This window comes from Spongiactinospora rosea (genome assembly GCF_003315795.1).
In the GTDB taxonomy this organism is placed as follows: Bacteria; Actinomycetota; Actinomycetes; order Streptosporangiales; family Streptosporangiaceae; genus Spongiactinospora; species Spongiactinospora rosea.
Window position 1 is genome coordinate 55693 of sequence record NZ_QMEY01000024.1, and the last position, 13891, is coordinate 69583.

Consider the following 13891-nt stretch of genomic DNA (forward strand, 5'->3'; position numbering starts at 1 on the left):
TCGCAACCGAAACATACCTCCTGCGGGTGACATTCCGAATCGAAGCGCGGATGGCCAGGCTGACCTGTCATAAGATGTCCGATCAAGCTCTGTACATTCTCCTTCTTTCGGGCTGCGCGTCCAGGGGGGCGGACCACAGGTGGACCTGTTCGGAGAGCGGCACGACCCGGGGGAAGGCGAGCAGTGGGAGCCCTTCTCCAAGGTCGCCGTCTCGGGGTTCTTCGCCGCGCTCGCCTTCTTCCTGACCGGCTCCGCCGTGGGCTGGACCGCCGTGCCGGTCGTCGTGGGCCTCCTGGTCTTCGTGGTCGGCATGCTGCTCGGCGTGCGGGGACTCGACACCGACGTCGCCCCGGACTTCAACGACTACGACCACTTCGACGACGAGGACGAGGACGAGGCGTCCGCCCGTGAGGCGCGCCTGGCCGGCACGGCCGGGCTGGACGCCGAGGGGCACACGCTGTACGGCCGCGCCTGGCGGGCCGTGGCCGTGGTCCAGGAGTCGCGGGCGGGCCGGATGGGCCTGCTCGACGACGTGGCCAACGACGTCGTGCTGCCGCGCCGGCTGACCGGGATCCTGGAAGTGCTGTGGGACCAGGCGGCGCTGCGCGCCGAACAGGCCGACGCGATGCGCGAGGCGATGACCCCGGAACTGCGGGCCGTGCTGGGGCCGCAGCGGGAGGCGCTGGCCCGTTCGGTGCGCGCGGTGACCCGCCAGGTGGAGGACCTGGAGGAGTACGCCCGCAGGGTCCAGAACGCCGACTCCGCGCTGCGCGCGCACGACCTGCTGGACAGTAACCAGAAGTACCTGGACCTGCTGGCCAGGACGGAGGACGCCGAGGGCGTACGCGACCTGACCGCCCAGGCCGCCGATCTGGAGGCGGCGCTGGCGCAGAGCCTCCGCGACGCGGTGAGCGCCGGGCGCACGCTGGCGCTGCCCGCGGCCGACGATCCGCCCACGCTCCCCGACCTGCCCGCCGTCCAGGGCGCGCCCCCCGAGCCGGGCCCGCCCACGCTCCCCGGCCTGCCTCCCGTCAGGGACACCGCCCCCGGGTCGTCCACGCTCCCCGAGTGGCCGCCCGGCGCTCATGAGGGGCCCCCGTTCCGCTTCTGACCTCGGCACGGGCACAATGTCAGGCGATGCCGAACTAGACGGGGGGATTGCGGCGTGAGCTTGACGATCGTCAATGTGACCGTGTTCGACGGGGAGTCCGGGGACCTCAAGGAAGGCCCCGTCCACATCTCCGACGGGAAGATCGTTCAGGTGGGAGGCACCCCGCCGCAGGCCGATCGGATCCTCGACGGGGGCGGCGGCACGGTGGTGCCCGGGCTCATCGACGCCCACTTCCACGCCTACGGCACCAGCCTGGACCTGCTGACGCTGGAGTCCAGCCCGCCCAGCTACATGGCGCTGGCGGGCGCGCGGCGGCTCGGCGCGGCGCTGACCCGCGGCTTCACCACCGTCCGCGACGTCGCCGGGGGAGACCCCGGCCTGGCCAAGGCCATCGCCGAAGGGCTGATCCCCGCGCCGCGCTACCTCTACACCGGGCCCGCGCTCAGCCAGACCGGCGGGCACAGCGACCTGCGGCCCGCCGACGCGGACCTGTGCGCCTGCTGGACGCACATGGGCGAGGTGGTCGACGGCGTGGACCCGCTGCGGCGGGCGGTACGCGACAGGTTCCGGCGCGGCGCGCACGCCATCAAGATCATGGCCTCCGGCGGGGTGGTCTCGCCGACCGACCCGATCCGCGTGCCGCAGTACTCCGCCGAGGAGATCCGCGCGGTCACCGAGGAGGCCGCGCGGCGCGGCAGCTACGTCGCCGCGCACGCCTACTCGCCCGAGGCCATCGCGCACGCGGTCGGCAACGGCGTGCGCAGCGTCGAGCACGGCAACCTGATGGACGCCGCGACGGCCGGGCTGATGGCCGAGCGCGGCGCGTTCCTGGTGCCCACGCTCGCCACCTACGACGCGATGGACCGGCGCGGCGCGGAGGTCGGCCTCGCGCCGGTCTCCCAGGACAAGAACCGCGAGGTCCTGGACGCCGGGCGCAAGGCGATCGAGCTGGCCAGGCGGGCCGGGGTGCGGATCGGCTTCGGCACCGACCTGATGGGCGTGCTGGAGGACGAGCAGCTCAACGGGCTGCGCCTGCAGAGCGAGGTCGAAGGGCCGCTCGCCGCGCTGCGCGCCGCCACCAGCGTCAACGCCGAACTGATCGGCCGCTCCGACCTCGGCCGGGTACGCCCGGGCGCCGTCGCCGACCTGCTCGTGCTCCCCGGCGACCCGCTGGCCGACGCCTCGGTGCTGTGGTCGGACCCCGAGCGCCGCACGGTGATCCAGGGGGGCACGGTCGTCCAGGAGGCGACGACCGCCCCGCGACACGCCGCCGGGTAGCGCGAGGCCGGGCCCATCGCCTCCTATCCTGCCGATGAGCAGGCAGAACACCGTTCGGGGGGCAAGTGGCATGAGCGATGACTTCGTACTCGACGTGACGAGGATCCGCGAGCAGGCACGGCAGAAGATGGCCGAGGGCCCGGTGACCGACGCCTACGGCAAGGACCGGGAACGCGTCGTCGAGATCCTTAACGACGTGATCGCGACCGAGGTGGTGTGCTGGCTGCGGTACACCCGGCACGCCATCTCGGCGGTGGGCGTGGACCGGGCGCAGGTGTCCGCGGAGTTCACCGAGCACGCCAAGGAGGAACTCGACCACGCGCTGCGCGCCGCCGAACGGGTCTCCCAGCTCGGCGGCGAGCCGGAGTTCGACCCGGCCAAGCTGGCCGAGCGCTCGCACACCGACTACACCACCCCCGCCGACCACGACCTTCAGCAGATGCTGCGCGACAACCTGGAGGCGGAGCGGATCGTCATCGCCACCTACCAGGAGATCATCCGCTGGCTGGGCGAGGACGACCCCACCACCAGGCGGCTGATGGAGTCGATCATGGAGGAGGAAGAGGAGCACGCCGACGATCTGGTGGACCTGCTCGGCGGCTGAGCGGGGCGACCCTGGGCGAACCCTTGGCGTTGCGCGGGGCGAACCCCGGGTAGGTCCCCGGCATGGCAGAGATCGGTTACACGATGATGTGCGAGCAGACCTCGCCGGGTCAGCTCGTGCGCGACGTCGCGACCGCCGAGCGCGCCGGCTTCGACTACGCGGTCATCTCCGACCACTACTTCCCGTGGCTTGAGGAGATGGGGCACTCGCCGTACGCCTGGACGGTGCTCGGCGCGGCGGCGCAGGCGACCGATCGGCTGCCGCTGATGACCTACGTGACCTGCCCGATCATGCGGTACCACCCGGCGGTGGTGGCGCAGAAGGCGGCCACCATGGGGGTGCTGTCCAAGGGCCGCTTCACGCTGGGGCTGGGCTCGGGGGAGAACCTCAACGAGCACGTCGTCGGGCACGCCTGGCCGTCGGTGGACACCAGGCACCTGATGTTCCGCGAGGCCATCGAGATCATCCAGCGGCTGTTCGGCGGCGGCTACCGCGAATACCGGGGCGAGTTCTTCGACCTGGACTCCGCCAAGCTCTACGACCTGCCCGAACGGCCGGTCCCGCTGGCGATCGCGGCCTCGGGGCCGCGCTCGGCGGAGATCGCCGCGGAGTACGGCGACGCCCTGGTGGCCACCGAGCCCGACGCGGACGTGGTGGACGCCTTCGCCGCGGGCGGCGGGCGCGGCAAGCCCGTGTACGGCCAGCTCGCGATCGCCTACGACACCGACGCCGCCGCGGCCAGGGAACGGGCGCACCGCCTGTGGCGCTGGTCGACGGCCGGTTGGAAGGTCATGGCCGAACTCCCCGGCCCGGTCAACTTCGCCGCCTCCGCCGAGTCCGTCACCCCCGACGACGTGGCCGCGACCGTGCCGTGCGGATCGGACGCCGGCGCGGTGGTGGAGGCCGTCCGCGCCTACGTGGACGCCGGTTTCACCCACATCGCGCTGGTCCAGATCGGCGCGGACCACCAGGACGCGTTCTTCGACTGGGCCAAGAGCGACCTGCTGCCCGCGCTGCGCGAGCTGTGATCAGCGCCCGGCGGCGATGATCGCCTTCACGAGGTCGCCGTCCCGGCTCTCGGGCACGGCCCGCAGGTCGAGCAGCAGCCGGCCGTCCTCCACCCGGCCCACGACCGGGGGCTCGCCGGTGCGCAGCGGGCCGGCGAGGCGGGCGGGGAGGCTGACCGCCGCGCTCGGCAGGCGTACGCCGGGCGCGCCGCCGCCGCCGACGGTGGCCGCCACCTCCTCGACCGTGATGTCCAGGTGCCCGAGCTGGGCGGCGATGGCGGTGGCGCGTTCGCGCAGCCTTGCGGGCATCGCGCGCAGCGCCCGTCGTACGGGGGTCTCGGGGGTGTGCAGGGTGGCCTCCAGGGCGGCGAGGGTGAGCTTGTCCACCCGCAGCGCCCGCGCCAGCGGGTGCCGCCTGAGCCGTTCGACCAGGGGGGCCCGCCCGAGCAGCAGCCCGGCCTGCGGGCCGCCGGCCAGCTTGTCGCCGCTCGCCGTCACCAGGTCGGCCCCCTCGCGCAGCGCGCCGCGCACCGAGGGCTCACCGGGCAGCGCGGGCTCCGGATCCAGCAGCCCCGAGCCGACGTCGGCCACCACGGGCACGCCGAGGCCGGTCAGTTCGGCGATCCCGGCCGCACCCGTGAAGCCCTCCACGCGGAAGTTGGAGGGGTGCACCTTCAGCACGAACCCGGTCCGCGGGCCGACCGCCGCCGCGTAGTCGGCCGGGGTGGTGCGGTTGGTCGTGCCGACCTCGCGCAGGGTCGCGCCGGTCGCGGCCAGCAGTTCGGGGATGCGGAACCCGTCGCCGATCTCGACCAGTTCGCCGCGGCTGATCACGATCTCCCCGCCGCCGGCGGCCAGCGCGGTCGCGGCGAGGACCAGCGCGGCGGCGTTGTTGTTGACCACATGGACGTCGCCGGCCTCCGGCACGGCGGCGGCCAGCGCCGCCAGCGCGCTCCTGCCCCGCCGCGCCCTGCGGCCGGTGACCAGGTCGAACTCGACGTCGGCCGGTCCCGCGGCGGCGGCCACGGCCTCGATCGCGGCCTCGGCCAGCGGGGCGCGGCCGAGGTTGGTGTGCAGCAGCACCCCCGTGGCGTTGATCACCGGGCGCAGCGGCGCGGCCGGGGCCAGCGCCGCCAGCGCGGCCTCCACCACGTCGGCGGGGGCGATCTCACCCGCCCTGGCCCGCTCCTGCGCCGCTGCCACGGCCGCCTTGACCTGCGCCCGGCCCAGCGCGGACAGCGCCGCGCGCATCCGCGCGTCGGCCAGCACGGCGTCCGTACGCGGAATCCGCCTGCGGTGGTCCATGTCGATCAAAGATACCGCCGCCGAAGCCGAATCCCCGGCACCACCCCACCACCGCGCGTCCGCCCCCAGGGGGTGCCGTCAGGGGTGGGATCAGGGCCGCGCTGAGGGCGCGGTGGCCGAAGAACCGGGAGACCGGAGGGGTGCGCGGGCCTTTGATTTCGTGCCGCCCGATAGCGCACCGGTCTACTGCCAGATTTTCTCGGAATTGGGGGGAAGTCGGGCCGATCGTCCGGTGGCGAGGTTAAGCAGAGGTTGCCGGAAATGATGCTGCCGGAAACGAAGGAGTGGCCATATCGGGGTCAGGTGTGCAACGTGTTTACTCAGGGTCGAAATTCGGTCAGGACGCTGCGATGTTTGTATCCGCGTATTGTCATAGACCAGGCCGCTGGGTATCGTCTGTTCGGGCAAGTCAAGAACGTCCCAGGTCAGGCCCGCATCCGTACGTACATCCCCTTTTTGCCGCGGCATCATCATGCCGCCTAAAGCGCGGTATACCGCATGCCCGCCGACCTTTTCCGCGCATTATGACGACCCCCTTGTGTAAGGAGCGCATGCCGTATGTCATCCAATCAAGAGACGGCCGAGATCGAGCAGGCGATCCGGTCGATCCTGATTAGGGATCTGTTCGTCGAGGTGCCGGACATTGGGCTCGACGACGGCCTTCGAAGCGTTGCGGGGCTCGATTCCCTGGGTTATGTCGAGCTGCGCGTCCAATGCGAGGACAGATTCGGCATCAGCATCACGGAGAAGGACTTCACCCCGGAGAACTTCGCCACCATCCGCTCCATCTCCCGGCTGGTCGGAGAGCTGCGGGCGCGCGCCGGCGCGGACCGGGCCCAGTGAGCGGACCGCACCTGATGCCGGCCGAAACACTCACCCCCGTCCTCCCCGGCGGGCCCGAGACCGGCGGGCCGGACCTCGGGTTCGACCGGTCCGTGCACATGAACCACTACGGAACGCGCCTGCCCTTCTGCTGTACCGGGGCCAAGGGGATCGTCCAGCGGTTCGTCGAACTCGACGGCCCGCGGGCGGGCCGGTCGCTGGACGTGCTCGACGCGAGCGGCGGGTACGCGTCCGCGTGCCTCGGAGCCGGTTCGCCGGTGATCGCCGCCGCCCTCCAGCGGGCCATCGAGGACAGCGGCTACGTGACCGACGAGATCGCCTCCCTGGAACGGGCCCGGCTGCTCGCGCGCCTGTTCGGCCCCGGCGGGCTGTGGTCGGACCGGTTCCCCGTCGGCGAGTACCACGTCAGCGGCCGTAACTCCGGTTCGGAGGGGATGGAACTGGCGCTGCGCCTGGTGCTGGAGTCCCGCTTCGACCGCCGCCGGCTGCGGCCCGCCGAGGGACGCGGGGGCCGCGACGTCATCCTCGCCTTCGAGGGGGCCTGGCACGGCTGGACGGGCGCGCTGCTGCCGCTGATCAACCGGCGGCACTACCGGGCCGGGCTGCCCACCCTGGCCGCGGAGCCGTTCGGCGTCACCGTCGAGCACATCCCGTTCGGCGAGATCGAGGCGGCCAGGGAGTACTTCGCGGCCAACGGGCACCGGCTGCTGGGCGTGGTCATCGAGCCCGTCCAGGGCGACGCCGGTATCCTCACCCCGCCGCCCGGCTACCTGCGCGAGGTGGCCCGGCTGTGCCGGGACGGCGGCGCGCTGCTCGTCGCCGACGAGATCCTGACCTTCGCCAAGACCGGCCGGTTCTTCGGCATGACGGACGACGAAGGGCCCATCCCCACCGACGTCACCGTGCTCGGCAAGAGCCTCGGCATGGGCGTGCTGACCACGTCCATGGTCGTGGCCCGCCGCGAGCTCACCGTACGGGAGACCGGCGCGGTCGCCACCTCCGACCTGCGCCCGATCACCTGCGCCGTGATGGGCGCGGGCATCGGCCACATCCACGCCGAGGGCCTGCTCGAACGGTCGCGCAAGGTGGGGGAGCACCTGGGGACGCTGCTCCGGCAGGAGGTGGTGGAACGCTTCCCCGACCTCTACCACGAGGCCAGGGGACTGGGCGTGATGCACGGCGTGGAGCTGACCGAGGCGGCCGCCAGGGACGTCCCCGCGTTCCGCGAGCACATGATCAGAAGCGGCGTGTACGTGGAGTTCATGGCGGGCGCGGGACGGCGCTCGCACGGCCTGCGCTACGTCTTCCCCACCATGCGGGTCGCCCCGCCGCTCATCATCACCGAGTCCGAGGCGGAGTCGATCGTCGAGCGGATCGCCGCCGGTTCCCGGGCGATTCGCGAGGCGGCCAGGTGACCACCGACCTCGCGCCCGCCGCCGTCCGGCATCGCGTCGAGCACGTGGACATCGACGCCTCCGGCGTCGTCCACTTCGCGCGCCACGCGACCCTGCTCGAAACCGCGGCCCTCGCCCACCTCGACCGCATCGGCACGGGCATCGACGCCCTGGCCCGCCTCGGTCTCGACCTCGTCGTGGTGGACCTGCGCATGCGCTACCACGCCCCGGCCCGCTTCCGCGACCACCTGGACCTCGCCGCCGACGTCCTGCACGTCGGCGCGGCGAGCTTCCGGCTGTCCGGCACGATCACGCTCGTGCCCTCCGGCCCCGAGGCGGAGCCACGCGCGCTGTCCACCGGCGTGTTCGTCTTCGGCGTGGCCGGCCGGGCGTGCGGCACCGCGCGACCGCTCCCGGAAAAGCTCCGCACACTGCTCAAGGAGTGCCGCCGACATGCAGACATCTGAGCCGGTCAGCACGGCCCCCGGTGAACCGGCCGAACCTGTAGCACAGACCACGACCATGGGCTTCACCGAACTGAAGCAATGGCTCCGCCACCGGCATCCCATGATCTACATCGACCGGGTGCTGGACTACGCGCCCGGCTCGCACCTGACCAGCAGCCTCATGGTCTCCGGGACGATGGACGTCATCGCCGGGCACTTCCCGGAACGCGCGATCTTCCCGGCCAGCCACCTCACCCAGGCGTTCGCCCAGTCCGGGATCATCCTGTACCAGGTCAGCACCTCCCCGGTCGCGGACGACGAGCTCACCCTCATCGGCTCGATGAAGTCGCGGTTCACCCGCATCGTGGTCCCCGGCGACCAGGTGGTCTTCCGGGTGCGCAGCGAGCGGATCGAGGACACCACGTTCTTCTTCTCCGGCCGGGCGACCGTGGAGGACCGGCCCGTGGCCGTGTTCAGCGGCACGCTCGTGCGGGTCAAGGTCGCGGACCTGGGGAGGATGCTGTGGTGAGCGGCCCGGCCACGGGAGAGCCGGAGGTCTGGGTCACCGGAATGGCGTGGTCCTCCGCGCTCGGCTCCGGCCTGCGCGAGGTGTGGGACCGCCTGCTCGGCGGCGCGGGCGGCATCCGGCCGGTGCCCTCGCCGCACCCGCTGCGCAACGAGGGCGCCGCCGTGCTCGCGGACCTCCCGCTGGAGAAGGACCCGCGCGAGCGGCAGTACATCCTCACCCGCGACACCGTGGCCGGCGCCGTGGCCGACGCGGGCCTTGAGGTCACCGACCCGCGGCTGCGGACGGTCTTCGGGACCAGCTTCGCCGCCCACCTGGACACCACGGGTGTGGCCTCTCTGGACGACTGGTGCGCGGAGGTCACCGGCGCGCTGGGCATGGCCCACGCCCCGGTCTCGCTCACCACGGCCTGCTCCTCGGGCTCCGACGCCCTGCTGGTCGGCGCGGAGCTGATCCGGAGCGGCGACGCGGAGATCTGCCTCTGCGGCGCGGCGGACGTCCTCACCCCGGCCAAGCGGCTCGGCCACACGGTGCTCGGCACCATGTCGCCGACCGCGCTGCGGGCGTTCGACCAGGCCCACGACGGAACGCTGCTCGGCGAGGGCGCGGCCTTCCTGGTGCTGGAGTCCGGCCGTTCGGCCAGGGCGCGCGGGGCCCGGCCGCACGGACGCCTGCTGGGCGCGGGCTCGGCCAACGACGCGGTGAACACCGCGGCCCCCGACCTGTCCGGCGACAGCGTCGTGGCGGCCGTGGGCCGGGCGCTGCGGTCCGCCGGCCGATCGGCGGCGGACGTCGCCGTGATCAACGCGCACGGCTCCGGCACGCCCGTCAACGACCTGGTGGAGTGCCGCAGCTACGCACGCGTGTTCGCTGGGGACGGCACGGCGGGGCCGCTGGCGTTCGCGACCAAGGGCGCGTTCGGGCACACGCTCGGGGCCACCGGCGCGATGGAGGCCGTCGCCGTGCTGCTGGCCCTGCGCGAGGGGGTCGTGCCGCCGGTCCACGGCCTGACGAACGTCATGCCGGGCTTCCCGCTCCGGCTGCCGCTGGGCGGCCCGGCGGCGTTCGAGGGCCGGGTCGGGCTGAGCGTGACGCTCGGCTTCGGCGGCTTCAACACCTGCCTGGCCTTCGGGGCGGCGACATGAGCGAGATCGGCTCGCTCGCGGGCGAGGGCGTCGTCGTGCGGGCGACGGGGGAGGCCGCCTGCGCCGAACTGCGCCCGGTGCGCAGCAGGATCCCCTCCCTGTACGCCGACCCGCTCGCCTGGCTCGTGGTGGACGCCGTCGAGGACGCCCTTTCTACCTGCTCGGACGAGTTGTACGAGGCGCGAGACGACGTGGCCGTCATCCTGATCAGTCCGCTCTGCACGCTGCTGACCATGGAGGCGGTCGCGCGGGCGGCGCCCGGCGGCCGGGTCTCCCCGCTCCGGTTCGCCGGGGCCAGTCCGGGCGGCGGGGGCAGCCTCACCTGCGTCGCCCGCGGGTTCAGAGGGCCCTCGCTCACCCTGGCCACCCACCCGGACAGGGGCCTGCCCGTCGCACGGACCCTCGTCCGCTCCTGGCTGCGGTCGGGGCAGGCCGCGTACGCCGTGGTCAGCGCGCACGAGGCGACGGCGGAGGGCGGGCACCGGGTGCGCTGCGGCGTCCTGGCGCCGGAGCCGGGCCGATGAGCGCGATCCAGGTGGACGGACTGCCGGGCCAGGACGAGATCCACGCCTTCCTGACCAGCGTGGTGGACCTCGACCGGTCCGGTCCCGCCGCGCCGCTGTCGTCCGTCGCCGATGACCTGGCGGCCCTCGGCACGCCGCCGGGGACCCCGGTGCTCATCGCCCTGCCCAACGGGACGCCGCTGCTCGCCTGCTTCTTCGCGGTCCTGCTCACCGGCGGGGTGCCGGTCCTCGTACCCCCGTCGGCCGGTGCCGCGCGGATCGAGGCGATCGGCCGCCGGTTCGGGGCGGGCGCGCTGATCGCACCCCGGGTGGACCCCCAGCGGTACGGCGCGGCGGCCAGGCATCGGGCCGGTGACGGCGAGGCGATCATCGCCCCCTGGCCGCAGCGGCGGCGGCACGCCCCCGGCGAGGTGATCCTGATGACGTCCGGCACGTCCGGCATCTTCAGCGGCTGCCTGCACGGCATCGGCTCGCTGCTGCGCAACGCCGCCCTGCACGCGCGGGCGATCGGCCAGCGCGCGGGCGACACGGTGCTGCTCAACCTCCCGCTGCACTACTCCTACGGCCTGGTGGCCCAGGCGCTGGCCGCGCTGGTCACAGGGTCGCGCCTGGTGGTGTGCGGGCCGCCGTTCACCCCGGTGGCGTACGCGGCGACGCTGCGCGAGCAGGGCGTCACGCTGTCGTCGCTGACCCCGGCGCTGGTCGTCCGGCTGGCCGGGACCGTGGCCTGGTCGCGGCCCCTGCGGGTGCTCACCGTCGGCGGCGACCACCTCGGCCCGCAGCACGTCGGGCGGGTGCTCGCCGCGCACCCCGGCCTGGAGCTGTACCTCACCTACGGCCTCACCGAGGCCGGACCACGGGTCTCCACCCTGGCCGCCCACCTGGAACCCCCGCACCGGCACGCCTCGGTGGGCCTGCCGCTGCCCGGCGTCACCACCGCCCTGCGCCCGGCCCCGCTCGGCGACGGCTCGCGCGAACTGCTGGTGCGGTCGGACACCGTGCTGCGCCGCCGGGTGCCGGACGACCGGCCGGACCCGCTGGTCGCGTCCCGGACCATCGCCACCGGCGACCTCTTCGAGATCGACGGGGACGGCTACCACTACTACCGGGGACGGCTGTCGGACTCGCTGGTCGTCAACGACGAGAAGGTCTGGCTGCCGTCGGTCAGGGAGCTGGCGGCGGCGATCCCCGGCGTGCTGCGGGCCACCACGCGGGTGTACCGCAACGACGACGAGCCCCGCTACGACCTCGACCTCTACGTGGACCGCCCGGACCCCGCGCAGGCGGCGGAGATCGAGCGCACCCTGCGCCGGTTGCTGCTGCGGGCGGAACGGCCCTCACGGATCGTGCTGCACCCGATCTCGGACGCGGGCTGGCACAAGTGAGCACCGCCTCGGCGGAGAGACGATGAACGACCTTCGGCCCGCGATCGGGCCGCCCCCGTGCCACGGGTCGTCACGGACCGGGTCCGCGAGGCCCCGGACGCCGAGGCGGTGACGTCCGGCGGGCGCTCCCTGACCTACGGCGAACTGTGGGCCGCCTCCGGCGAGGTGGCCCACCGGCTCGCGGCCCACGGCGCGACCGCGGGCACCCGGATCGGCGTCTGCCTGGACCGGCCGGCCGAGCTGGTGGGCGACGAGAAGGAGGCGGCGACGCCGCGGCTGGTGTCCACGGCGCTCGCGTGCGGGATCGGTGACATCCTCGCCGGCCTGACCCCGCCCGGCCTGACCCCGCCCGGCCTGACCCCGCCCGGCCTGCACCGCGCCGCGGCGGAGCCGCAGGCGGTGCGCCGCTGGCTGACCGCCCTCGAAGGCCACGGCATCACCTGTGCGTTCCGGCGATCCTGAGAGGAGCCAGCCATGATTTTTCGCGACATCGCCGACATCCTGCACACCGAGCGGGACGTCCACCACGAGTACTACCGCAGCACCCGCCTGCTGCTCGCCGAGGACGGCGCAGGCGTCGGCCTCACCGACACCACCCTCAACCCCGGTACCAAGGCCGCCTACGGCTACCCCGACCGCACCGAGATCGCCTACTGCCTCAGCGGCGCGGCCACCGCCGTCGACCTGGAGACTGGCGAGGAGCACGCCGTCGGTCCCGGCGTACTGTGGGTCGCGCCCCCCGGTTCCAGGTTCACCCTCGCCGTCACCGAGCCCACCCGGCTCATCTGCGTCTTCGACCCCCCGATCGAGGGAACGGGAGACCGGCGTACTGGACCCGTGAGGCGCTAGACGATCATCGCCGAGCGGCTGTGAGGGTCTGACGACGCAGACGGCGCGCTCCTTCCGGGCAGCCCGCGGGCATTCCAAAAGCCACCGCCGGCGCCCGACGCGGCGGCTCCTGGAATGCCGATCCTCCCAAGTGCGGGCGGTTCATCGGCGGCCGGCGCAGTGGACCGGCCCGGCCGCAGTCAGGCGGATCGGGAGGAAAGGTGCAACCCTGCCCTCAGGTCAGGCGGATCGGCAGGTGGTCCACGCCCCGGGTGCCGATGGCGGTGCCCACGGCCTGGGTCCACACGGGCTCCCCGGCGGCGCTCAACTGCGGGAAACGGCGGTGCATCATGGTGAGCAGGATGTTCATCTCCGTCCGTACCAGCGCCGCGCCGTTGCAGTAGTACATTCCGTACCCCATGCTCAACGTGGCGTTGTGGTTGCGCCCGGGATCGAAGCGGTCGGGGTCGGAGAACACCTCCGGGTCACGGTTGGCGGCGGCGAGCACCATCCGCACTGGGGCCCCCTTGGGCAGGGTGTGCCCGTCGAACTCGATGTCGGTGGTGGCCACTCGCGGGATCGGGGTGAACAGCACCACGCCGTCGTGCCGCAGCGCCTCCTCGACGAACGCGGCGGCCTCGTCATAGCTGCCACGTAGCCAGTAGAGCTGGTCAGGGTGGTCAAGCATCGCCTGGAGGCCGCGGTCGATGCCGGCCGCGGTGCTGTCATAGCCGGTCATCCACATGACCCAGAGCAGACCCAGCATCAGGCGGTCGTCCCCGGGCCTGGCGGTCCCGTCGTGGGCCGTGACGAGCGTGCTCAGCAGGTCGTCGCCCGGCGCGCGCCTGCGCTGCTCGATCTCCTCGCGGAAGTACGCCTCCACGCGCTCGGCGGCGGCATCCGCGGAGTTCAGGGTGTCCTCGTCGCGGGCCTCCAGAGCGGCCATCACCTCGACCACGTCGCTGGACAGCCGGTCGCGGACGTCCTCCGGCACGCTGAACAGGTCAGCGAACACCTCGATGGTCAAGGGGCGTGAGACCGTCTCGTGGAAGTCGACGACCTCACCGTCGCGCAGCCGCTCTGTGATCGCGTCCAGGAGGCGCTCGCACTTGGCGCTGATGTCGGCCTGCAGACCCTCCACGTTCTTGACCGACAGGTCACGGCTCATCAGCTTGCGCAGGCCGGTGTAGGCGCTCTCGTGCTTGCTCGCGAATGCGTCCAGTTGAATGGCGACGGCCCGGTGCCGGTCGGCCTGCGGGAACTGGTGCCGCAGATCCTCCCTGCCGGGCACGGTCAGCGCGTTGCCGGTGTTCTGCAGCGCCCACTGCACGTTCCCGTGCCGGCTCAGCAGGTAGAAACCGGCCGTGGTCAGATGCACCGGCTCGTTCTCGCGCAGCCAGTGCAGGAACGGATAGGGATTGGCGCGCTCCTCAGGAGCCGCCAGTCGTTGCAGTACGTCGACGGAAATGGTCGGGCTCATCGATCCTCCGCTCAC

The 13891-nt window shown here is 73.0% G+C and carries 15 protein-coding genes; 13 read left to right on the plus strand and 2 right to left on the minus strand.

Translation table 11 applies throughout. The features are described from left to right. Nucleotides 1-139: 139 nt before the first annotated feature. From DP939_RS36165 to DP939_RS36180, 4 genes are all read left to right on the plus strand, one after another. Entirely contained in the window at nt 140-1111 is a 972-nt protein-coding gene (locus tag DP939_RS36165) for a hypothetical protein (protein ID WP_113985338.1), read from the plus strand. A gap of 54 nt (nt 1112-1165) precedes the next feature. Continuing rightward, nucleotides 1166-2389, plus strand: coding sequence for a metal-dependent hydrolase family protein (locus DP939_RS36170; protein WP_113985339.1), 1224 nt, complete (start codon nt 1166-1168; stop codon nt 2387-2389). Nucleotides 2390-2459: 70 nt separating this feature from the next. Continuing rightward, the gene (locus DP939_RS36175; protein ID WP_113985340.1) at nt 2460-2993 is read left to right on the plus strand and encodes a ferritin-like domain-containing protein; all 534 of its coding nucleotides are present in this window, start codon (nt 2460-2462) and stop codon (nt 2991-2993) included. A 62-nt stretch (nt 2994-3055) separates the two neighbouring features. Next, nucleotides 3056-4021: a TIGR03557 family F420-dependent LLM class oxidoreductase gene (locus DP939_RS36180; RefSeq protein ID WP_113985341.1), complete on the plus strand. Its 966-nt coding sequence runs from the start codon at nt 3056-3058 to the stop codon at nt 4019-4021. Here the strand turns inward: DP939_RS36180 and selA are convergent, their stop codons facing one another. Continuing rightward, nucleotides 4022-5305, minus strand: a complete 1284-nt coding sequence (gene selA, locus DP939_RS36185; RefSeq protein WP_113985342.1) for an L-seryl-tRNA(Sec) selenium transferase — start codon at nt 5303-5305, stop codon at nt 4022-4024. 558 nt (nt 5306-5863) lie between these two features. On the opposite strand from selA, the gene DP939_RS36190 reads away from it, so the two are divergent. The 9 genes from DP939_RS36190 to DP939_RS36230 are packed head-to-tail and all read left to right on the plus strand — an operon-like array spanning nt 5864 to nt 12417. Further along, nucleotides 5864-6148 (plus strand): acyl carrier protein, encoded by a 285-nt coding sequence (locus tag DP939_RS36190; protein ID WP_113985343.1) that lies wholly within the window; start codon nt 5864-5866, stop codon nt 6146-6148. 14 nt (nt 6149-6162) lie between these two features. Further along, a complete protein-coding gene (locus DP939_RS36195; protein ID WP_113985406.1) occupies nt 6163-7563 on the plus strand; it encodes an aminotransferase class III-fold pyridoxal phosphate-dependent enzyme in 1401 nt (466 codons plus the stop codon). Beyond that, nucleotides 7560-8009, plus strand: coding sequence for an acyl-CoA thioesterase (locus DP939_RS36200; RefSeq protein WP_113985344.1), 450 nt, complete (start codon nt 7560-7562; stop codon nt 8007-8009). Before DP939_RS36195 ends, DP939_RS36200 begins: the two co-directional genes overlap by 4 nt. Beyond that, nucleotides 7996-8517: a 3-hydroxyacyl-ACP dehydratase FabZ family protein gene (locus DP939_RS36205; protein ID WP_199565646.1), complete on the plus strand. Its 522-nt coding sequence runs from the start codon at nt 7996-7998 to the stop codon at nt 8515-8517. Before DP939_RS36200 ends, DP939_RS36205 begins: the two co-directional genes overlap by 14 nt. Then, complete coding sequence (locus DP939_RS36210; RefSeq protein WP_199565647.1) at nt 8514-9659, plus strand: beta-ketoacyl-[acyl-carrier-protein] synthase family protein; 1146 nt, start codon at nt 8514-8516, stop codon at nt 9657-9659. The genes DP939_RS36205 and DP939_RS36210 overlap by 4 nt, the downstream gene beginning before the upstream one ends. Continuing rightward, nucleotides 9656-10183 carry a coronafacic acid synthetase gene (locus DP939_RS36215; protein WP_113985346.1) on the plus strand — a complete coding sequence of 176 codons (528 nt, stop codon included), beginning with the start codon at nt 9656-9658 and terminating at the stop codon, nt 10181-10183. The genes DP939_RS36210 and DP939_RS36215 overlap by 4 nt, the downstream gene beginning before the upstream one ends. Continuing rightward, complete coding sequence (locus DP939_RS36220; RefSeq protein WP_113985347.1) at nt 10180-11568, plus strand: class I adenylate-forming enzyme family protein; 1389 nt, start codon at nt 10180-10182, stop codon at nt 11566-11568. The genes DP939_RS36215 and DP939_RS36220 overlap by 4 nt, the downstream gene beginning before the upstream one ends. Nucleotides 11569-11625: 57 nt before the next feature. After that, complete coding sequence (locus tag DP939_RS36225) at nt 11626-12030, plus strand: AMP-binding protein (protein ID WP_113985348.1); 405 nt, start codon at nt 11626-11628, stop codon at nt 12028-12030. Between the two features lie 12 nt (nt 12031-12042). Further along, entirely contained in the window at nt 12043-12417 is a 375-nt protein-coding gene (locus tag DP939_RS36230) for an ectoine synthase (RefSeq protein ID WP_113985349.1), read from the plus strand. 214 nt (nt 12418-12631) lie between these two features. Here DP939_RS36230 and DP939_RS36235 read toward each other — a convergent pair whose 3' ends face one another. Next, nucleotides 12632-13876: a cytochrome P450 gene (locus DP939_RS36235; RefSeq protein ID WP_113985350.1), complete on the minus strand. Its 1245-nt coding sequence runs from the start codon at nt 13874-13876 to the stop codon at nt 12632-12634. Nucleotides 13877-13891 lie beyond the last annotated feature (15 nt).

What these genes read in the sequence shown, in the direction of transcription:
- DP939_RS36175 (WP_113985340.1), top strand. Translation starts at nt 2,460, where the DNA reads ATGAGCGATGACTTCGTACTCGACGTGACGAGGATCCGCGAGCAGGCA.
- DP939_RS36180 (WP_113985341.1), top strand. Translation starts at nt 3,056, where the DNA reads ATGGCAGAGATCGGTTACACGATGATGTGCGAGCAGACCTCGCCGGGT.
- selA (WP_113985342.1), bottom strand. Translation starts at nt 5,305, where the DNA reads ATGGACCACCGCAGGCGGATTCCGCGTACGGACGCCGTGCTGGCCGAC.
- DP939_RS36190 (WP_113985343.1), top strand. Translation starts at nt 5,864, where the DNA reads ATGTCATCCAATCAAGAGACGGCCGAGATCGAGCAGGCGATCCGGTCG.
- DP939_RS36195 (WP_113985406.1), top strand. Translation starts at nt 6,163, where the DNA reads ATGCCGGCCGAAACACTCACCCCCGTCCTCCCCGGCGGGCCCGAGACC.
- DP939_RS36205 (WP_199565646.1), top strand. Translation starts at nt 7,996, where the DNA reads ATGCAGACATCTGAGCCGGTCAGCACGGCCCCCGGTGAACCGGCCGAA.
- DP939_RS36215 (WP_113985346.1), top strand. Translation starts at nt 9,656, where the DNA reads ATGAGCGAGATCGGCTCGCTCGCGGGCGAGGGCGTCGTCGTGCGGGCG.
- DP939_RS36220 (WP_113985347.1), top strand. Translation starts at nt 10,180, where the DNA reads ATGAGCGCGATCCAGGTGGACGGACTGCCGGGCCAGGACGAGATCCAC.
- DP939_RS36230 (WP_113985349.1), top strand. Translation starts at nt 12,043, where the DNA reads ATGATTTTTCGCGACATCGCCGACATCCTGCACACCGAGCGGGACGTC.
- DP939_RS36235 (WP_113985350.1), bottom strand. Translation starts at nt 13,876, where the DNA reads ATGAGCCCGACCATTTCCGTCGACGTACTGCAACGACTGGCGGCTCCT.